At 53.7% G+C, this 20,455-nt stretch carries 14 protein-coding genes; 13 read left to right on the plus strand and 1 reads right to left on the minus strand.

Annotated features, from left to right (window positions below):
• Positions 1-5 precede the first annotated feature (5 nt).
• The 8 genes from odhB (at position 6) to rluB (ending at position 8,806) form a co-directional block, all read left to right on the plus strand.
• Complete coding sequence (odhB, locus tag Q0824_RS01260) at positions 6-1,235, plus strand: 2-oxoglutarate dehydrogenase complex dihydrolipoyllysine-residue succinyltransferase (RefSeq protein ID WP_298446959.1); 1,230 nt, start codon at positions 6-8, stop codon at positions 1,233-1,235.
• Between the two features lie 35 nt (positions 1,236-1,270).
• Complete coding sequence (gene lpdA, locus Q0824_RS01265) at positions 1,271-2,713, plus strand: dihydrolipoyl dehydrogenase (RefSeq protein WP_298446960.1); 1,443 nt, start codon at positions 1,271-1,273, stop codon at positions 2,711-2,713.
• A 194-nt stretch (positions 2,714-2,907) separates the two neighbouring features.
• Positions 2,908-4,074: an ADP-forming succinate--CoA ligase subunit beta gene (gene sucC / locus Q0824_RS01270; RefSeq protein WP_298446961.1), complete on the plus strand. Its 1,167-nt coding sequence runs from the start codon at positions 2,908-2,910 to the stop codon at positions 4,072-4,074.
• Entirely contained in the window at positions 4,074-4,946 is an 873-nt protein-coding gene (sucD, locus tag Q0824_RS01275) for a succinate--CoA ligase subunit alpha (RefSeq protein WP_200204954.1), read from the plus strand. Before sucC ends, sucD begins: the two co-directional genes overlap by 1 nt.
• Before the next feature lie 119 nt (positions 4,947-5,065).
• Entirely contained in the window at positions 5,066-6,280 is a 1,215-nt protein-coding gene (locus tag Q0824_RS01280) for a tryptophan--tRNA ligase (RefSeq protein ID WP_298446962.1), read from the plus strand.
• Positions 6,273-7,064 carry a segregation/condensation protein A gene (locus Q0824_RS01285; protein ID WP_298449477.1) on the plus strand — a complete coding sequence of 264 codons (792 nt, stop codon included), beginning with the start codon at positions 6,273-6,275 and terminating at the stop codon, positions 7,062-7,064. Before Q0824_RS01280 ends, Q0824_RS01285 begins: the two co-directional genes overlap by 8 nt.
• A gap of 47 nt (positions 7,065-7,111) precedes the next feature.
• A complete protein-coding gene (scpB, locus tag Q0824_RS01290) occupies positions 7,112-7,753 on the plus strand; it encodes an SMC-Scp complex subunit ScpB (RefSeq protein ID WP_298446963.1) in 642 nt (213 codons plus the stop codon).
• A gap of 39 nt (positions 7,754-7,792) precedes the next feature.
• Positions 7,793-8,806 (plus strand): 23S rRNA pseudouridine(2605) synthase RluB, encoded by a 1,014-nt coding sequence (gene rluB, locus Q0824_RS01295; protein ID WP_298446964.1) that lies wholly within the window; start codon positions 7,793-7,795, stop codon positions 8,804-8,806.
• A 42-nt stretch (positions 8,807-8,848) separates the two neighbouring features.
• Here the strand turns inward: rluB and Q0824_RS01300 are convergent, their stop codons facing one another.
• The gene (locus Q0824_RS01300; RefSeq protein ID WP_298446965.1) at positions 8,849-9,775 is read right to left on the minus strand and encodes a GGDEF domain-containing protein; all 927 of its coding nucleotides are present in this window, start codon (positions 9,773-9,775) and stop codon (positions 8,849-8,851) included.
• 289 nt (positions 9,776-10,064) lie between these two features.
• Between Q0824_RS01300 and Q0824_RS01305 the strand changes: the two genes are divergently transcribed.
• The 5 genes from Q0824_RS01305 (at position 10,065) to Q0824_RS01325 (ending at position 20,447) form a co-directional block, all read left to right on the plus strand.
• Positions 10,065-10,751, plus strand: a complete 687-nt coding sequence (locus Q0824_RS01305) for a GntR family transcriptional regulator (protein WP_298446966.1) — start codon at positions 10,065-10,067, stop codon at positions 10,749-10,751.
• A 1-nt stretch (position 10,752) separates the two neighbouring features.
• Positions 10,753-14,247, plus strand: a complete 3,495-nt coding sequence (smc, locus tag Q0824_RS01310) for a chromosome segregation protein SMC (RefSeq protein ID WP_298446967.1) — start codon at positions 10,753-10,755, stop codon at positions 14,245-14,247.
• Between the two features lie 147 nt (positions 14,248-14,394).
• Positions 14,395-15,420, plus strand: coding sequence for a cell division protein ZipA (zipA, locus tag Q0824_RS01315; RefSeq protein ID WP_298446968.1), 1,026 nt, complete (start codon positions 14,395-14,397; stop codon positions 15,418-15,420).
• Between the two features lie 78 nt (positions 15,421-15,498).
• A complete protein-coding gene (gene ligA, locus Q0824_RS01320; RefSeq protein WP_298446969.1) occupies positions 15,499-17,529 on the plus strand; it encodes an NAD-dependent DNA ligase LigA in 2,031 nt (676 codons plus the stop codon).
• Positions 17,530-17,720: 191 nt separating this feature from the next.
• A complete protein-coding gene (locus Q0824_RS01325) occupies positions 17,721-20,447 on the plus strand; it encodes a hypothetical protein (RefSeq protein ID WP_298446970.1) in 2,727 nt (908 codons plus the stop codon).
• Positions 20,448-20,455 lie beyond the last annotated feature (8 nt).

The following is a 20,455-nucleotide window of genomic DNA, read 5'->3' on the forward strand; positions in this document are numbered from 1 at the left end:
CTGTAATGTCTACTGAGATTAAAGCCCCCGTATTCCCGGAGTCGGTCGCAGAGGGTACCGTCGCGACCTGGCACAAACAGCCTGGCGAAGCCTGTTCACGTGACGACCTGATTGTCGATATCGAAACCGACAAAGTGGTTCTCGAAGTTGTCGCACCTGCAGACGGTGTAATCGAGGAAATTCTCAAAGGTGAAGGCGATACCGTAGAGAGCGGTGAAGTCATTGGTAAATTTAAAGCCGGCGCTGCGGGCGACTCCGGTTCTTCGGAGAGCAAAGCCAGCAGTGCCAGTGCGGATAAAGGTGAAGCCAAGTCTGAGCAAAGCCAGGAGTCCGGCGACGCGATTCTGAGCCCGGCTGCGCGTAAGTTAGCTGACGAAAACAACGTTGATCCGGCTGCTGTAAAGGGCACTGGAAAAGACGGGCGTGTCACGAAAGAAGACGTTCAAAATCACGTGGACTCTTCCAAGTCTTCAGGTGGTTCCGCAAAAGCAGCTGCACCGTCTGCTATGCCCGAAGTGAACGTGGCCGCTGGTGAGCGTCCTGAAAAGCGTGTGCCAATGACCCGCTTGCGTGCCAGCATCGCCAAGCGACTGGTTAATGCGCAACAAACAGCCGCCATGCTGACGACCTTTAACGAGGTTGATATGGGGCCTATCATGGAGCTGCGCAAGGCCTATCAGGACAGCTTCGTGAAGCGTCATGATATCAAGCTGGGCTTTATGTCTTTCTTCGCCAAGGCTGCCACGGAAGCGTTGAAGCGTTTCCCGGCTGTGAACGCGTCTATCGATGGTAACGATATGGTTTACCACGGCTACCAGGACATCGGTGTTGCCGTATCCACTGATCGCGGCCTGGTTGTTCCGGTACTCCGTGATACGGACGCAATGGGCTTGGCAGATATCGAGAAGAAAATTGTTGAGTACGGCACCAAGGCGAAAGGTGGCAAGCTTGCGATAGAAGATATGACCGGTGGTACCTTTACCATTACTAATGGTGGTATTTTCGGGTCCCTGATTTCTACGCCGATCCTGAATCCGCCGCAAACAGCGATTCTGGGTATGCACAAAATCCAGGAGCGCCCCATGGCGGTCAATGGCAAGGTGGAAATCCGTCCGATGATGTACCTTGCGCTGTCCTATGACCACCGCATGGTGGATGGCAAGGAGGCGGTACAATTCCTTGTGGCCATCAAAGACATGCTTGAGGATCCGGCGCGCATTCTTCTGGACGTGTGAGCTGACACCTAACGAATCGGAAAACAGGATTTACTATGTCTGATAAGTACGACGTAATTGTTATTGGCGCAGGCCCTGGTGGCTATGTTGCTGCCATCAAAGCGGCTCAGCTTGGCCTCAAAACTGCGTGTGTCGAGTCGTGGAGCTCTAAAGATGGCAAGTCACAGGTTTTGGGCGGCACCTGCCTGAACGTGGGTTGTATCCCGTCGAAAGCCTTGCTTGAGATTTCCCACAAGTTTGAGGAAGCAAGCCACGACTATGAAATGCAGGGCATCATTGCCAAGGATGTCAAAATCGACATCGCCAAAATGATGGAGCGCAAGGACGGTATAGTAAAACAGCTGACTGGCGGTATCGCCGGGTTGTTTAAAGCTAATGGTGTCACCTCTATTTATGGTCACGGCAAGCTGTTGGCTAATCGTCAGGTGGAAGTGACTGACAAAGACGGGAAAACCAGCACCTACGAAGCGGATAACGTTATTATTGCAACCGGCTCCAAACCTATCGATATCCCGCCTGCGCCTATGACGGAAGGCTATATTGTCGATTCTGAAGGCGCGTTGGAATTTGATAAGGTGCCAAAGCGTCTTGGTATCATTGGCGCTGGCGTTATCGGCCTTGAGCTGGGTAGTGTTTGGGCCCGCTTGGGCGCTGAAGTGACTGTGCTGGAGGCGCAAGATACCTTCCTGCCGGCGGTTGATCAGCAGATTGCCAAAGATGCACTGAAGCAGTTCCGTAAGCAGGGCCTGGATATTGTCATGGGTGGCCGTGTAACCGGTGCCGAGGTCAAGCGCAAGCTGGTTAATGTTAGTTACGAAGACAGCAAGGGTAAGCAGGAACTGAAGGTCGACAAGCTGATTGTTGCCGTCGGTCGCAGACCTTATACAGATAACCTTCTGGCAGCAGATTCCGGCGTAAGCATGGACGAGCGCGGTTTCATCTTCGTTGATGAGAAGTGCAAAACCGAAGCACCGGGTGTTTGGGCTGTAGGGGATGTCGTGCGCGGCCCGATGCTGGCGCACAAAGCTTCAGAAGAGGGTGTAATGGTCGCTGAGCGCATCGCTGGCCAAAAGCCCCAGGTAAATTACGACTGCATTCCCAACGTTATTTACACCTCGCCGGAAGTGGCCTGGGTAGGCAAGACGGAAGAGCAGCTCAAGACTGAAGGCGAAGCCTACAAGGTTGGTACTTTCCCATTTGCGGCGAACGGCCGTGCAATGGCTGCAAATGCCGCCTCAGGTATGGTGAAAATTATCGCCGACGAGAAAACTGATCGAATTCTGGGCTTCCACGTTGTTGGGCCTCAGGCATCAGAGATTGTTGCCCAAGGCGTTATTGCCATGGAATTCGGTTCCAGTGCAGAAGATCTGGCGCTGACCTGTTTTGCACATCCGACTCTTTCGGAGTCTGTGCATGAGGCGGCCCTGGCAGTCAACGGTGGTGCGATTCACATCGCGAACCGTCGCAAAAAGAAGTAACGCAAAACAGGAAGTAGGGGCGTCCGTAATGGCGCCCCTTTATTATAAAAAGACAGATTTCCGTTTGCGATCGTGGTGAGCTGAGGTGATCCCCTGCTCATCGAACAGAATTCGCGTTTAAGGCTCCTCATTCGGGGAGTGGCGAGTTCACTGCCGTACGTGGTTATCCTCCATCAAAAAGCGGGACACTAACTATGAATTTGCATGAATATCAGGGCAAACAGCTTTTCGCTGAATATGGCCTGCCCGTATCTCAAGGCATTGCCTGTGATACTCCGAAAGACGCGGTTGCAGCCGCTGATGAAATTGGCGGCGATGCGTGGGTGGTTAAAGCCCAGGTTCACGCGGGTGGCCGCGGTAAGGCCGGCGGCGTAAAGCTGGTCAAGAGCAAAGACGAAATTCGCGAGTTTGCTGAAAAGTGGCTGGGCAAGAACCTGGTCACCTATCAAACAGACGAAAACGGCCAGCCAGTCACCAAGATTTTGGTTGAGTCCCTGACCGATATTGATCAGGAGCTGTATCTGGGCGCAGTTGTTGACCGTGCCTCCCGTCGCGTCGTGTTCATGGCGTCCACCGAAGGTGGTGTCGAGATCGAGACGGTTGCTGAAGAAACACCGGAAAAGATCTTGAGAGCTGAAATCGATCCGCTGGTTGGCGCACAGCCGTTCCAGGGCCGCGAGTTGGCGTTCAAGCTTGGGCTCGAAGGCAAGCAAATCGGTCAGTTCACCAAGATTTTCATGGGTCTTGCGAAGCTGTTTGAAGAGCGTGACCTGGCACTGCTGGAAATCAACCCGCTGGTTATTACCCCAGCCGGTGACTTGCACTGCCTGGATGCCAAGATTGGTGTTGACGGTAACGCACTGTATCGCCAGAAAAAAATTCAGGAAATGCACGATCCTTCCCAGGAAGATCCTCGTGAAGCCGAAGCTGCCAAGTGGGAACTCAACTATGTAGCGCTGGATGGAAACATCGGCTGCATGGTTAACGGTGCGGGCTTGGCCATGGGCACCATGGACATCATCAAGTTGTCTGGCGGTGAGCCGGCAAACTTCCTTGATGTTGGCGGCGGTGCAACCAAAGAGCGTGTTACTGAAGCGTTCAAGATCATCTTGTCTGACGACGCAGTACAAGCCGTTCTGGTTAACATCTTCGGTGGTATTGTCCGTTGTGACATGATTGCTGAAGGTATTATCGGTGCAGTCAAGGAAGTGGGCGTCAAGGTTCCTGTGGTTGTGCGCCTTGAAGGCAACAACGCTGAGAAAGGCACCAAGGTACTTGCTGAAAGTGGCCTGAACATTATCGCCGCCACCAGTCTGGCGGATGCTGCAGAGCAAGTTGTTAAAGCCGCAGGGGGTAAATAATGAGCATCCTGATCAATAAAGACACCAAGGTTATTTGCCAGGGCTTTACTGGCGCGCAGGGTACCTTTCACTCTGAGCAGGCTATCGAATACGGAACCAAAATGGTCGGTGGCGTAAGCCCGGGTAAGGGCGGCACTGAGCATTTGGGCCTGCCGGTATTCAATACCGTTCGTGAAGCAGTAGAAAAGACCGGAGCCGAGGCTACCGTAATCTATGTTCCTGCTCCGTTCTGTAAGGATGCGATCATTGAAGCGGCAGATGCCGGTATTGAGCTGATTGTGTGCATCACTGAGGGCATTCCGACCATCGACATGCTTTACGCCAAAGAATACGTTGATCGTAAAGGCGTTCGCATGATTGGTCCTAACTGCCCGGGTGTGATTACTCCGGGTGAGTGCAAGATCGGTATTATGCCGGGCCACATTCACAAGCCAGGCAAGGTGGGTATCGTATCCCGTTCCGGCACCCTGACTTACGAAGCGGTCAAGCAGACCACAGACTTCGGCTACGGCCAGTCTACCTGCGTAGGCATTGGTGGCGACCCGATTCCAGGCTCTAACTTCATCGATATCCTTGCACTGCTGCAGAATGACCCGCAGACAGAAGCGATTGTGATGATTGGTGAAATTGGCGGTACTGCTGAAGAAGAAGCGGCTGCTTTCATCAAGGAAAACGTCACTAAGCCAGTGGTTGCTTACATTGCCGGTGTTACAGCACCTCCAGGTAAGCGCATGGGCCACGCTGGTGCCATCATCTCTGGTGGTAAGGGCACGGCAGACGAGAAGTTCGCAGCTTTGAACGATGCCGGTGTTAAAACTGTTCGCAGTTTGGCCGATATTGGTAAGGCTCTGAAGGAAGTAACTGGCTGGTAAGTTAGTTTCTTTCTTGAAAACCCCCGTTTCTGTTCTGCAGAGCGGGGGTTTTTTATTTATAATGCTGGGTCGTCTGATCTAGTATGGGCGAATCCCATTCAAAAGAAGGAGTTTGTGCTTTGAGTTCAGTAGAGTCCCAGCAACGGGTTTTGTCTGGTATGCGTCCGACCGGCAAGCTTCATCTAGGTCATTACCATGGTGTGCTAAAAAACTGGGTGAAACTCCAGCACGAATTTGAGTGCTTCTTCTTTATCGCCGACTGGCATGCCCTGACAACGCAATACGATGACCCGTCCGGCATAGAACAAAGCGTATGGGATATGGTGGTCGACTGGTTGGCAGCAGGGGTAAATCCCGGCTCATCCACCATGTTTATCCAGTCTCAGGTACCGGAGCACGCAGAGCTTCACTTGCTGTTGTCCATGATTACACCGCTGGGCTGGCTGGAGCGCATTCCCACCTATAAGGATCAGCAGGAAAAACTGCGGGAAAAGGATCTGGCAACTTATGGGTTTCTTGGGTATCCACTGCTGCAGACGGCAGACATTCTTATGTACCGGGCAGGCAAGGTGCCTGTGGGCGCAGACCAGGTGTCCCATGTGGAAATCACCCGTGAAGTAGCACGCCGGTTTAATCACCTCTATGGGCGCGAGCCCGGTTTTGAAGAGCAGGCAGAGTCGGCCATCGTGAAGATGGGTAAGAAAAACGCCAAGCTCTATCGCACACTCAAGAAGCGTTATCAGGAAGAGGGCGACATGGAAGCGCTGGAAACGGCCCGTGCGTTACTTATGGAGCAGCAGAATATCTCCCTTGGTGATCGTGAGCGCCTTTACGGCTTCATTGAAGGTGGTGGCAAGATCATATTGCCTGAGCCACAGCCCCTTTTAACGCCCGATTCAAAAATGCCGGGGTTGGACGGTCAAAAGATGTCCAAGTCCTATAACAACTATATTGGGCTGCGGGAAGATCCTGATACCGTGGCTCAGAAAGTTCGTACCATGCAGACAGATCCCCAGCGAGTACGTCGCACTGATCCGGGTGAACCCGAGAAGTGCCCTGTTTGGGGTCTGCACAAGGTGTACTCCGATGAGGCCACTAAAGAGTGGGTTCAAACGGGTTGTCGCAGTGCCGGCATAGGCTGTCTGGATTGCAAAAAGCCATTGATTGATGCAATTGTGGAAGAGCAGCGGCCCATACGCGAACGGGCTCTTGAATATGAAAACAGCCCCGATCTTGTACATTCCATTTTGCAGGAAGGGCGCGAACACGCACGTGACGCTGCAAGAGACACTCTGGACGAAGTTCGGGCTGCTATGGGATTGAGCTATCGCTAAGCCAGATCAGGCTCCATTAGCGCGGGTGTCAGGCAAGGAGGTTGTTGACCTTCCCAATGATCTGTATATCCCGCCGGATGCCCTTGCGGTATTTCTTGAGGCTTTTGAAGGCCCGCTCGATCTGTTGCTGTATCTCATACGGCGCCAGAATATGGACATTCTGGACATAGACGTAAGCGAGATAACCCGGCAGTACATGGAATATATTGGCGCCGTAGAAGTCATGCGCTTCGAACTCGCAGCTGAATACCTTGTAATGGCGGCAACGCTTGCGGAGATCAAGTCCCGTATGTTGTTGCCACGGCATGAGGCCGAGGAAGACGATGAGGTGGATCCGCGCGCAGAGCTCATTCGTCGGCTGCAACAATATGAGCGTTTCAAAAAAGCCGCTGAGGATATTGATGCCCTTCCGCGCATGGAGCGCGAGACATTTACGGTGTCCGCATCCTTGCCGAAGCTTCCGTCAAATCAAGCGCATCCAGATGTTGAAATGCGTGATCTGCTTCTTGCCTTGCAGGGCGTTCTGAGCAGGGCCGACCTTTTCACCAGTCATCACGTTGAACGGGAAAGGCTGTCCACCCGCGAACGCATGTCCGCTATTTTGTCACTGTTGCGGGATGATCAGTTTGTCACCTTCCAGAGCCTGTTTACCATTGAAGAAGGGCGGTTAGGGGTGGTAGTGACATTTCTGGCAACCCTGGAATTGGTGAAAGAGCAGTTGATAGAAGTAGTGCAGGCGGAAGTGCTGGGGCAGATTCACGTGCGTGCGCGGGCAGCACGTTAGAATGAATATCGCATTGGAACGCGGCACAGAGAAGGCTGATAGCCATCATGAATGAAGAAAATCTCGCTAAAATTCAGGCGATTGCCGAAGCGGCGTTACTTGCAGCGGGCAAGCCTCTGACACTGGACCAGCTAAGAGAGTTGTTTGCAGAGGATGAGCGCCCGGCGCGGCAGGTTATGGAACACGTTATGATGCTCGTGGGCAACGCCTGTGAGGGTCGCGGTTTCGAGCTACGCAAGGTTGCCAGCGGCTACCGGCTACAGATTCGTGAGGAGTTCGCGCCTTGGGTCAGTCGCCTTTTTGAGGAGAAGCCTCAACGCTACTCCCGTGCTCTGCTGGAAACTCTGGCTCTGATTGCCTATCGTCAGCCAATAACTCGCGGTGAAATTGAAGATATCCGGGGTGTTGCGGTAAGCAGCAATATCATTCGTACCTTACTTGAGCGAGAGTGGGTCCGTATTGTAGGGCATCGAGATGTTCCTGGCCGACCGGCTATGTATGCGACAACCCGTCAATTTCTCGACTATTTCAATCTTTCCGGCCTGACTGAATTGCCACCTTTGTCTGAAATCCGGGATCTGGAAGAAATCGGCAGGGAAATTGAAAAGAATATACAGGCTGAGATCGAGTTTGATTCAACATCAGCTCAGCCCACTGGCGACAACACGTCAGATCAGACATTTCACTGATACCATTCGGGTGTCAGTCAGCGATTAAGGATTAAGTTCATGGCGTCAGAACGCCCCGGAAGAAAAGCAAAACCGGCCGCAGATACGGCTATCAATGACGAGCCAGAGCGGATTCAAAAACTGCTGGCCCGAGCTGGAGTAGGCTCACGCCGGGAAATAGAAGGCTGGATGGAATCCGGACGTCTTATCGTGAATGGTGAGCCTGCAGTGCCGGGCCAGAAAGCCACGGTAAGCGATACGTTTGAGCTGGACGGAAAGCGACTGGACGTCGCAGCAGCCGCTGTGACAGTGCGCCGGGTTCTTATTTATAACAAACCTGAAGGCGAAGTCACTACCCGTAAGGATCCTGAGGGCCGGCCGACGGTCTTCGACCGTCTGCCAAGGCTGAAGGACAACCGTTGGATATCCATTGGCCGCTTGGATATTAACACTACGGGTCTCGTGCTGTTTACCACCGATGGTGAGTTGGCCAATCGCCTTATGCACCCCTCCAGTCAAATTGACCGGGAATACGCCGTCCGGGTGTTCGGTGAGGTGGATGACGCCATGATAGCTCGCCTGATGGCGGGCGTTTTGCTCGAAGATGGTATGGCAAAGTTCAGCGATATCACTCAGGCAGGTGGAAGCGGCATAAACCGCTGGTTCCACGTTACGCTTCTTGAAGGTCGCAACCGTGAGGTTCGCCGTTTGTGGGAGTCTCAGGGTGTACGGGTAAGCCGGCTTAAGCGGGTGCGCTATGGTCCTGTTTTCTTGCCAAGCCGGCTGACGCTTGGGAAGTGGGAGGAGTTGGACCAGAAAGCAGTCGATAGCTTGAGCAAAACAGTTGGGCTTGCCTCTGTGGATATACCTCAGAAAACCCCGGACGAGCAGGCCGCGCATGAGCGGCAGAGAAGAAAAAGCCCTGGAAGCGGAGGCAAGAAGCCTGGAACTCGGCGCTGGGATGTCAGTGACACGAAGCCTGCCCGCAGTGGTGGTTCTGATAAGGCCCGTGGCGGTGCCCGAAAGCCACAAAGAGGAACGGGCAGACCCCGCAAATCCCATTCCGACAAATAATATCTGAAATGCATAGCCTGGGTGCCACAAGGCTCAGGCTGTTCATCCAATGCTTGCAAATACTCTAGTACAGTTCCGGCCTTGAGCCTTCGCCCTGTAAAGAGCCTCATCGGCGCGGGCTATCCATTGGCTCGGCCCTTCTTCACAAAGGTGCCTTGCCAAGCCACAGCTGATGGTTACAGATAGCTCTGTGCCGCCACAATCTATCTTGATATCGCCAACCGCATTTCTTACGCGGTCAGCAACATCTCGCGCTTCCCGCTCGCCGGTGTGTGGTAGCAAAATCGCGAACTCCTCACCACCAAACCGGTAAACGCTGTCTGAGTTTCTGATGGCGTTTTCAATTGCTTCTGCAGTCAGTTTCAACAGGTGGTCGCCTACTACGTGGCCGTGCTGGTCGTTTACAGTCTTGAAGTGGTCCAGATCACAAAGAATCAGCGTGTATTCTTCTCCGTGCCTGTCTGACAGCGAGCTTGCTCGCTGAAGGTGTTCATCAAGCGCACGCTTGTTGGGGATCGATGTGAGCGCATCCGTTAGAGCTGCTTGTTCAATTGCAATATATTGGCAGGCATTGCGCAGCGGAAAGATAGCAGCGCTGATGATCATCTCGATGGCCTGGAGCTCATCATCCGTAAACCTCTTTCGGCGGTTCAGTGTGAGCGTACCGTAAAAGAACCCTTCCAGATTAAGGCGGTATTCGCACTGGTGGGGGCCGCCCATGCCGGTAGCAAACACAAAGTCACGGTGTGCGATTGTATGGCGGTAGCTCAGGGTATCGAAGGGGATAGCATTCCCTAGTTCTTCGGCCAGAATTCCCAGCTGAGTTTCCAGTGAGAGCGTAGTGGATAGCCGGCGGGTCAGCCGTGTGAGTGGGTCGGGGCTGTTTGACCATCCCTGAAACGCCTGCCTGATTTCAGCCAGATTTACTGGCGGTTTGGTGGTTCGTTGTATCGACGGTGTGTTTTTCACTTGGGCTCACTCACTGGCAACGTGTTTCAATGCTTCAGGAGATTCTTAGCACCGATCGTGCCATGAGCTTGCAGTTGTTTATAAACAGTGATTTAACAGATGATCTTAAGGCAGTTTGGTGCCGGAATCTGTGAAGGTCAAGATAAGCGTCAATAATACGGCAAGCCTGTTCCGGCAATAGTACAAGCTGAAATAAAATGCCTGTTCAGGAGGGGTGGGGATGTAGAATCCCTGTGGTAAACTCACGGGCTTGTATTCGCCCCATTTTCAGAAGTGAGCACCATTTCGTATGACGTTTCAGGCTCCAGAAAGTCTTTCCGAACAGATCGCCCAGCATTTGGGGCAGCGGATTGTTACACGGGATCTGAAGCCTGGTAGTCGCATTCAGGAGCTCAAGGTTGCCAGCGATCTTAGCGTCAGCCGGGGGTCCGTGCGCGAAGCCTTGTTGATTCTTGAACGGAGGCACCTGGTTGAGATATTTCCCCGCCGGGGCGCAGTGGTTTCCAGCTTGACGGTGACCAGCGTCAACAATCTTTATGATATTTACATCGACCTGCTCTGTATGCTCGGGCGAAAACTCGTTGAGCGTTGGGCCGGTAATAAAGAGTTGGGCGGCATTCTTGGGCGGGTTCGTGAGGTTGAAGCAATAGCGCAAGCTGTGAACTCAACTAGGCCGGATGCTGCCGAGAAAGTGATCGAGGCGGGCTTTCAGGTTCTGCTTTATGCCTATCGACTGGTGGAAAATCCGTTCCTGGAGGAAACGCTCGAAAACTTCCGGCCTGCCATCAGTCGCACCTATTTTGTTGCACTTGAGAACTTCCGGGGTGGCATAGGCCAAACCGCGGCCTTTTTTAAGCAGCTTGCAGAAGCTGCGCTGAGTGGTGACGCAGTTCGTTTAGAGTCTGCAATACAGGCATTTGGTGAGCATCAGCGCCAACAGGTCTTGAGTATTCTCATGGAGGAGGAGAGCGCGTGACATGCGCCTGAAGTCCATCAAGCTTGCCGGGTTCAAGTCATTCGTTGATCCCACTACCGTGCCTTTTCCTACCAACCTGACCGCGGTAGTCGGGCCTAATGGTTGTGGTAAATCCAATATTATTGACGCCGTTCGCTGGGTAATGGGGGAAAGTTCCGCCAAGTACCTGCGAGGCGAATCCATGACTGACGTTATCTTTAATGGCTCCAGCTCCCGCAAGCCGGTTGGTCAGGCGTCTATTGAACTGGTGTTTGATAATAGTGATGGGTCGGCACCCGGTGAGTTCGTGCGTTTTAACGAGATTTCCGTGCGACGCAGAGTGTCCCGGGAAGGCCAGTCTGAGTATTTCCTGAACGGCACGAAATGTCGACGCCGCGATATTACTGATCTGTTCCTCGGTACCGGCCTCGGCCCTCGAAGCTATGCCATCATTGAGCAAGGCATGATTTCACGGCTGATCGAAGCCAAACCGGAAGAGCTACGAGTTTATATTGAGGAAGCTGCAGGTATTTCCAAATACAAGGAGCGGCGCCGCGAAACGGAAAACAGGATGCGGCGCACCCAGGAAAACCTTGAGCGCCTCACCGATCTTCGTGAAGAGCTGGGGCGCCAGTTACAGCACCTTGAGCGGCAAGCTGCCGCTGCAGAAAAATACAAAGCCTACAAGCAGGAGGAACGCCAGAAAAAAGCCGAACTCACGGTTCTGCGCTGGCAAGCCCTCGATAATGATCTTCAATCCTGGCGTGGCAAAATCCGCGACACAGAGCTGGAGCTTGAAAAGCAGCTCACTGAACGCATCAGCCTTGAAACGTCCCTTGAATCCCTTCGTGACAGCCACCACGAGCGCACAGAGCATTTTAATCGTGCCCAGGCCCGCTATTACGAGGCCGGCGCCGATATTGCCCGCATTGAGCAGAGCCTTGAGCATCAGCGGGAGCGCAGTCGGCAGACCGCGGTGGAATTGGATCAAGCCATGGCCAACCAGCGTGAGCTCACCCGCGAGCTGGCCCAGGACGAAGACAAACTGTCTGCTATCCGTGAAGAGCTGGAGATGATTGAGCCAGAGCAGGAAGCCCTTGCTATCCGTTCTGAAGAATCCGGAGAAAAACTTCAGCTGGCGGAAGATGCCATGGGTGAGTGGCAACAGCGTTGGGAAGAATTCAGCTCACGGTCCGCCGATGCCCGTCGTGAGGCAGAGCTTGCCCAGTCACGCATCAAGTCTCTTGAGGAAGCCACAGATCAGTTGCTTGCCCGTCAGCGCAAACTTCAGGAAGAGCAGGCACAACTGGACGACCAGATTGATCGGGATGAGTTACAGGATTTCCTGGAACAGCAGGAAACGCTTTCGCTGCAGCGCGAGGAAATGGCTGAGCGCATTGATGTGGAACAGGACGAGCTGCAGCATGCCCGACAAAATCAGCGGGATACCGAACAACGCCTCGCAGAAGTCCGGCAACGGGTTCAGAGTTTGCAGGCTGCACTGGAATCCCAGCAGTCGCTTCTGGATGAGCAAATGGGTGGTCAGAATGACACGCTTCAAGCGTGGTTATCAGAACACCGGCTTGGTGACCTGCCAAGGGTTGCCGCCAAGCTGCAAATACAAGATGGATGGGAATTTGCTGTAGAGCAGGCGATTGGTCGCCTAAGTCAGGGGCTTTTGTTGCCAGAAATTGAACACATTTCAATGGCTTTACAAAACGCACCAAAGGGCCTTGCTGTAATGGAGGCGGGTGCTGGCAGCAATGCCTCGGCTCAGGGCCTCGCAGCAAAAGCGACCGGTGTCGCTGCGGTAACAGCTATGCTGGCAGGCATCGACGTTGCCGACACCCTGGAGGAAGCGTTGTCGCAGAGGTCGACGTTGGCTGAAGGGCGCAGCGTCATTACCCCCGAAGGTGTTTGGGTGGCGAAGGATTGGGTTTTGATGCCTGATTCGGATGTCAGCCAGATCGGCGTTATCGAGCGGCAGAAGAAAGTGGATGAGCTGGCGGAGCAACTGGCACAAGCTGAGCATTCTCAGGAAGAGGTGGTCGCTCGTTATGAAGCACTGCAGGCGCAAACAGAAAGAGCAGAAACTGCACGGGATGACGCGCAGGCGCAGTTAAGTGAAACTGATCGTGAACTCAGCCAGGTCGTGTCCAGGATCAGTGGTCTTCGTGCGCGGGCAGAGCAGATTGATGCGCGGCTTGCACGGATTCATGAGGATGCGTCGGATGTGGCGCTGAACCTCAAAGGTCAGCAGGAAAGCCTCGGCATCGCCCGTGAAGAATGGCAGCAGGCTTTGGTACAGGCTGAAGACGGTGACGATGAAAAAGAGCGCCTTCTGGAGCAGCGTGACGTACTTAGAGAAAAGCTTGATGGCTTGCGCCAGGAAGCCCGTCATGATCGGGATCACGCCCACCAGCTGCAATTACAACTGCAAACTCTGAGTAGTCAACGAGATGGCCTGAGTCAGACTATAGACCGTATGCAGTTACAGAAAGAACGGTTGGAAGAGCGGCTTGAAATGCTCAGAGAATCGAGAGAGAGCGCGGAAGAACCCGTGGAAGATCTGCAAATGCAGCTCGAAGGGCTGCTGGATCGACGTCTTGCCGAAGAAGAAAAACTTGGCGTGGCCCGGGACGCGTTGGAAGAAATTGATCGCGAGGTGCGTGAGAAGGAGCAGGGTAGAAGTGGCACCGATCACCGGGTGCAGGATGTTCGTACCAAGCTGGAAAAGCTAAAAATGGAATCTCAGGCTCTTGAGATCCGAGCGGGGAATCACATTGAGCAGCTCGAAGAGCTGAATGTGAAGTTGCAGGAAATACTGCCGCAACTGCCGGAAGGTGCCACTCAGGACGAGTGGGCAGAAGAGCTGGAAAAAATTGGTAATCGTATTCAGCGGCTTGGTGCCATTAACCTTGCTGCGATTGATGAGTATCAGGTGCAGAGCGAGCGCAAGACCTATCTCGACAGCCAGCATGAAGACCTGACCGAAGCGTTGGATATTCTCGATACTGCCATTCGCAAGATCGACCGGGAGACGCGCCAGCGCTTCAAGGAAACGTTTGACCAGGTAAATGCCGGCCTTCAGGCCCTGTTCCCGAAGGTGTTTGGTGGCGGCAACGCATATCTCGAACTGACTGGTGAGGACCTTTTGGAGACGGGTGTGGCTATCATGGCGCGCCCACCAGGTAAGAAAAACAGCACCATCCACCTGCTTTCAGGCGGTGAAAAGGCCTTAACGGCCATTGCGTTGGTATTCTCGATTTTTCAGCTCAATCCTGCGCCTTTCTGCATGCTGGACGAAGTTGACGCCCCCTTGGACGATGCAAACGTCGGACGCTATGCAAATCTGGTCAAGGAAATGTCAAAACAGGTACAATTTATATACATAACCCACAACAAAATTGCTATGGAAATGGCGGACCAGCTGATGGGGGTTACCATGCACGAACCTGGCTGCTCGCGCTTGGTTACTGTGGATGTGGAAGAAGCGGCCGCTCTGGCTGAAGCCTGAAATATTGCTGACCAGAAAACCGCCAAGAATGACAAAAAGGCCATGTGATGCGGCTTTGCGTTGTATTCATTACGGGCTTTTTTTAGAGTATCAGGCGAAGCCCTTTATTTGCTTCCGGATCTGATCTGCAAACAGGACAGCAGCACTATGTCACTTAGGGAATGGTTAATTGCCATCGGCACCTTGGTTATCCTTGCCATTGTTATCGACGGATTGAGGCGCATGCGACGCGCCCGCAAAGAATCTATTGCGATTTCATCCGGTATGGGTGTTGATGACTTGAAAGAGTCTCCGCTGGATGACTACCACAATCCTGAGCTCCCGAACGGTGGGGCGAGGGCGATTTCAAAAGATACACTCGAAGAGCGTGGTTATGTTCGGCGTGAAAAGCCCTCGCGCTTTCAGACCAAGCCCCAGAAGCCGACGCGACCTGTTCGAGATACACTTGGGGAAAACACGCTTTCATCCGATGACACGTCATGGGAGCATGAAACGCCCGAAGATAATGTCGATGACTGGGCACTGGAAAACACGGATGCAAGTCCTGAAGAGGACGAATGGTCGTCCGCTGAACCGGATGATTTGACCGCTGATACCGGTTGGGGGGCATCTGAGGAAGAACTGCCTGTTTCCGAGCCTGCTGAAAGCCCTGCTATTGATGTCGAAGAAGATACCGCCCGTCGAGAGCCGCAGAGAAGCTCTGGCGCAGACCAACCTTTGGCGGGAGCTAATCGCCCGGAAGCCCGTGAGGTTATCGTTATAAACGTGCTTGCTCGCCAGGGGGAAGAGTTCAGCGGAACCGCTTTGCAGAAATTATTTGAGGCATGTGGTCTGGCTCACGGTGATATGGAGATTTACCATCGCCATGAGGCAGATAATACCACCAGCCCTGTACAATTCAGTGTTGCAAATGCCGTAGAGCCAGGCACGTTCAAGCCGAATGATGCGGCTGCTATGACAACACCAGGCATCAGCTTTTTTATGAGTATGCCAGGGCCAACAAATGCACTCCAGGCCTTTGATTTTATGCATGAAACGGCCCAGTGTGTGGTCCGGAATCTGGGTGGCGAACTCAAAGATGAACGGCGCAGCGTGATGACAGCCCAAACCGTAGAGCATTGTCGGCAGCGCATCCGTGAGTTTGAGCGCAAGCAGCAAACGCCACGCCACTGAGCCGGTCTGGGACAGAACGAGAAATAACAATGCCCGGGTTTGTCCGGGCATTTTTTTGACAGCCAAGAGCACTAAGCTATGACCAAGCCGTTACCGGAAACGATCAAGCGGGTAGATGAGTTGCGTTCCGCCCTTGATGAACACAATTACCGGTATTACGTGCTGGATGATCCCGGCATCCCGGATGCTGAGTACGACCGCCTGTTCCGGGAGCTTCAGAATCTTGAGGCGGAGCACCCGGGGTTGGAATCTGCAGACTCGCCTACTCGCAGGGTAGGGAGCAGTGCTGAAACCAGCTTCGAGGAAGTTGTTCATCGCTTGCCCATGTTGTCGCTCGACAACGCTTTTAATGAAGACGAACTCCGAGACTTTGATCGCCGGGTGAGAGAAAGGCTGGGCACGGATGAAGACGTTGAATATGTCTGTGAGCCCAAGCTGGATGGTTTGGCGGTTAGCCTGCATTACGAACAAGGCTCCCTCACTCGGGCGGCAACCCGGGGCGATGGTTATGCCGGCGAAGATATCACAGCCAATATCCGCACTATCCCATCGGTCCCACTGCGGCTTAGAGGCAGTGACGTACCCGATCTTGTGGAGGTAAGAGGTGAAGTCTATATGCCTCTTGCCGGCTTTGAAGCGTTGAATGCAAGGCTGGAAAATCAGGGCGAAAAAGCCTTTGTGAACCCGAGAAATGCCGCTGCTGGAAGCTTGCGCCAAAAGAAATCAACGGTCACCGCACGGCGGCCACTGGAGATGTGCGCCTACAGCGTCGCGGTCACAGACGAGAGCTTGTTGCCAGACACACAGTGGGAGGGGTTGCAGCAGGTTCAGCGCTGGGGATTCCGGATTAATCCCGAAATGCGCAAAGCGGTTGGCGCCGGGGAGTGCCTAAAGGCTTATGAAGAGCTAATGCAGAAGCGCGGTGGGTTGCCTTACGAAATAGACGGCATCGTGTTCAAGGTAAACCGATTGGATTATCAGCAAGCCTTGGGATTTGTTTCCCGTGCACCACGCTGGGCTATTGCCCAGAAGTTCCCTGCCCAGGAAGAGCTGACCGTTGTTGAAGATGTTGAATTTCAGGTTGGGCGCACCGGCGCTGTTACACCGGTTGCACGCCTGAAGCCGGTGTTTGTCGGGGGGGTGACGGTCAGCAATGCCACTCTCCACAACATGGATGAGATACGCCGGCTGGATGTTCATATCGGCGATACTGTGTTTATCCGCAGGGCTGGCGACGTTATTCCTAAAGTTGTGAAGGTGGTTCTGGAAAAGCGCCCGGCAAACGCCCAATCGGTGGAGCTTCCCAAACAATGTCCTGTGTGCGACTCGGATGTTATCCAGATTGAAGGCGAAGCTATCGCGCGTTGCTCGGGTGGTCTTTTTTGTCCTGCCCAAAGAAAAGAAGCGATCCGCCACTATGCCTCCAGAAAAGCCCTGGATATCGAAGGCCTTGGTGATAAATGGATCGATATTCTGGTTGACCAAGGCATGGTTAAAACCGTTGCAGACATCTATCTGCTGACCGTCAAGGATTTAACTCGTCTGGAGCGAATGGGTGAGAAATCGGCTACTAATCTTGTTGAAGCCATCGATCGCTCACGGCAGCCGGTTCTCTGGCGTTTTCTGTATGCATTGGGTATCCGGGAGGTGGGTGAGGCTACGGCAAAGTCCCTGGCATCTCATTTCGGCACTCTGGAGGCTGTAGCAGAGGCAGACATGGACGCGCTCATCGCTGTGCCAGATGTTGGGCCAATTGTCGCTGGCCATATTGGCAGCTTTTTTGAGCAAACCCACAACCGCGAGACTCTCGAAGCCCTTCGTGCCGCAGGTGTTGAATGGCAGGAAGAGGAAGTCACCGGCGGTGAAAAGCCCCTGCACAGTCAAACCTGGGTGCTCACTGGAACCTTATCTGAAATGACCCGTGATGAAGCCCGGGAAAAGCTGGAAGCCCTTGGTGCAAAGGTTGCGGGCAGCGTGTCGAAAAAAACATCCTGTGTGGTGGCGGGTGAGGCTGCGGGTTCCAAGCTCACAAAAGCTGAGCAACTTGGGGTAACAGTTATGGATGAGGCGGCCTTGCTGGAAATGCTAAAAGAATATGGTCTGTTATAGGCACTGGATTCACAGTTTGCGGGCAACTGTCCCGGCGAAGTTCGGCTGGCCGGTGAATCTGAGAACTCGCGCAGATACCCGGTTTCCGAAACTGGCTAACATGGAGGCACTCTGTAACTGTGTGTAAATCGGTGGTTTCCGCCAGGGTTCACGCACTGCTATAACAACAACGTTCTGAAACGGATTTTTCCATGCGCGCCGAGTTGTTTCCCCGCCCTGTCACCGCTTTGCAGGTGAGTATTGTTCTGTCACTTACCCTCATTGCTGCAGGCTGTAAAACCGAGAAAGATCCCGACCAGCCGACAATTCTGGGTATTCCGCCAGGGGTTGCCTACATAGGCGTTGAGTATTATTACAACTTTGGTGCCTATGGCGGGGAGGACATACTTGATTACTCGTTGACCAATGCGCCTTCCTGGCTGGCTTTGGAAGATACCAGCAACAAGGCGCGACAGGGCATTATCATGCGCGGTGTGCCAGGCCTGAATGGCGGAGCCCGTGGCGATGCCGACCTTGGTAAGCTGACGAATATTAATCTGGTGAGCACTGACGGGCAGATGGCGGGCTCAGTGCCATTCGATATTGAAGTCAAATACAACGTGCTTTCACTGGAAGCCGACACGTTTACAGAAGGAAAATCTCCCTCCATTCCAGACACAAACCGGGAGCGCTGTGAGTTGCCCGATCTGGAAACCCCGGGAGAGCACAGCTTTACCGTCAATACCTATGATGCTAATGGTGCAGTGACTGCAAGCCCCCTCGATCTTACGTTGCCCACCAGGCCGGTTTTCGTAAAAGTACTGCTGGATCGTCCATCAGTAACCCGTGTCGCCGTTGCTTTCGAATTGATATCGGATTACAACCCACAAAGTTGCGACCCAGGCTTTACGGCGCCCCATCAACGATGTGACCACGGTCGAGCCAACACTGGCGACGCCATTCCCGGTACCGATATTGTGGCCCTTGGTAGCGGCAGCGAGGCACTGCTCGAAGACATTCCCTATCTCACTTATGAAACGGACCCTGCAGGGGCTTATCCTGGTGTCTATACAGGAGGCGTAGTCACCTTCGAACCAGGTATAACCGAGTGCTACATTCGTCTGGAAGTTGTGGATGATAGTTTCCCCGAACCTACAGAAGTAGCACAGTTGCGGCTGACTGAAGTGCGCTCAGGTCTCGCGGCGGTTGGGCCAACCAATGAGGGTGCTCGCACTAATCTGGTTATTGATGACAACGAGCCAGAAGTACATCTGGAGACGGTTAAAGGCGGAACACGAGATGCGCTGAATGTGGGCGACTCCCGCACGTATATTGCGCGCCTGACTGGTGAGCGAGATGTAGAAATTCGGGCGAAGCTGGGCCATACGGAAGATTCGTCGGCGCGGTTGAATACCGAATTCGGGACCGATCTTCCGAACGACGAGTTGGTATTCCCCATGGGCACAGATGAGGTTAGCTTCACAGTGACGGTTGAGGACCCGGCTTCTTACTTCAATGCGGGGCCGGATGATCGCTTTATACTTCTGGGATTGGACACGCTCTATCAGCTTGGCCGAGAAAATTACGCCCGGGCTGACAACGAAGACATACTTCGCGTCAGCATTAATGAGCTGACATCGCCGTTGACCGTTGGCTCTAGCGTTGGCTTTGTCGCGACAGATGTTGCGGTGGGGCATGGGGGCAAAATGTTCGTGGCCGGTTACGATAGTACCGATAGTGACCGGGTGTTTGTGAAAATATACGACCAGAAAGGGAATTTATTGCAGTCGCTTTCCGTGTCCGCGCCCGGAGACCAATTAGCAGCACCGGATCCGGTCGTTGGTGTGGCGAGACGTGAGGTGGTCCAAAACAATATTCGAACGATCCGCTATGAACTCGTGGTGGCATACACGGCGGAAGGTCCGGCAAGTGGTACGACCGGGGTCGGTGGGAAGGATGTTGTTTCGTCGTTGTATTGGTATGACGAGGCGAGCAATGCCGGTGAATATGTAGAAACCTGGACCACCCGCACCGGTACCGCTGCTGATGACATAGTTCGCTCGGCAGGCATCAATCCCGCAAGCGGATTTGTCGTAATTGCGGGTGAAACCGAGGGTGAATGGCCGGATCAAACCTCCGCTGGCGGTTTTGACAGCTTCCTGCAGCGGATAGATTCATTACCTGACGGGAACACCTTTGCTCCGACATTGGCTTGGACTCGCCAAGCTGGGTCCGCCGCAGACGACCGTGTCGCTGGCGCAAGGGCAACGGGGCTTAGCCCGATATTGTTTGGGTCTGCCATGGGTTCGGTTAACGGTGAGTCGTCACTGGGAGGCGAAGATGTCTATTTTTACAGCGCGGCATCAAGAGAGGGTGAGCTTAATGTGCGCCAGCGTGGTACAGACGCGGATGAGCAGGTTGTTGACGGCATAGTAGAGGGAACCACCTTGTGGTTGCTAGGGAATGGCAGCAACCGATACAGCGTAGAGCAGGGCGACGAAGACAGTTTGAGCCTGGCAAGTCAGCCTGGCTCAAGCCTGAGTGGCTTCTTGCTGGGCTATACCCTTGATGGCGAGATTGTTCGCTCGTTTAACCTGAATGATGAAGACGATCTTTCCAGCGAGCAGTTTTCGGCATTAACCGGCTTTTTCGGAGACTTGATTGCCGGAGGCGTTACGGATGGAGATTTCACCGGTACTGCAGGGATCAGCGGCTCAGAAACTGGCATCGTTGCCCGAGTATCATTGGTACCCGAAGATGAGCCGGATGCAGAAACTGCAGCATATCGTAATGAGTGGCGCTTTCAGATTAATACCGCAGGCTCGGACGTTGCGAAGTTGGCCAATTACCGGGATGACGAAGTTGTGGCTCTGACGCGTATCGGGGCGGACTGGACAATACTGCTGCTGAGCCCTGAGGGTACGCTGCTGACACCTTAGTCTGCAGC

It is taken from the genome of uncultured Marinobacter sp. (genome assembly GCF_947488835.1).
Lineage (GTDB): Bacteria > Pseudomonadota > Gammaproteobacteria > Pseudomonadales > Oleiphilaceae > Marinobacter.

Bases quoted from the DNA above. Each gene is read 5' to 3' on its own strand.
- odhB (WP_298446959.1), top strand. From the start codon at position 6: ATGTCTACTGAGATTAAAGCCCCCGTATTCCCGGAGTCGGTCGCAGAG.
- lpdA (WP_298446960.1), top strand. From the start codon at position 1,271: ATGTCTGATAAGTACGACGTAATTGTTATTGGCGCAGGCCCTGGTGGC.
- sucC (WP_298446961.1), top strand. From the start codon at position 2,908: ATGAATTTGCATGAATATCAGGGCAAACAGCTTTTCGCTGAATATGGC.
- sucD (WP_200204954.1), top strand. From the start codon at position 4,074: ATGAGCATCCTGATCAATAAAGACACCAAGGTTATTTGCCAGGGCTTT.
- scpB (WP_298446963.1), top strand. From the start codon at position 7,112: ATGAATGAAGAAAATCTCGCTAAAATTCAGGCGATTGCCGAAGCGGCG.
- rluB (WP_298446964.1), top strand. From the start codon at position 7,793: ATGGCGTCAGAACGCCCCGGAAGAAAAGCAAAACCGGCCGCAGATACG.
- Q0824_RS01305 (WP_298446966.1), top strand. From the start codon at position 10,065: ATGACGTTTCAGGCTCCAGAAAGTCTTTCCGAACAGATCGCCCAGCAT.
- smc (WP_298446967.1), top strand. From the start codon at position 10,753: ATGCGCCTGAAGTCCATCAAGCTTGCCGGGTTCAAGTCATTCGTTGAT.
- zipA (WP_298446968.1), top strand. From the start codon at position 14,395: ATGTCACTTAGGGAATGGTTAATTGCCATCGGCACCTTGGTTATCCTT.
- ligA (WP_298446969.1), top strand. From the start codon at position 15,499: ATGACCAAGCCGTTACCGGAAACGATCAAGCGGGTAGATGAGTTGCGT.
- Q0824_RS01325 (WP_298446970.1), top strand. From the start codon at position 17,721: ATGCGCGCCGAGTTGTTTCCCCGCCCTGTCACCGCTTTGCAGGTGAGT.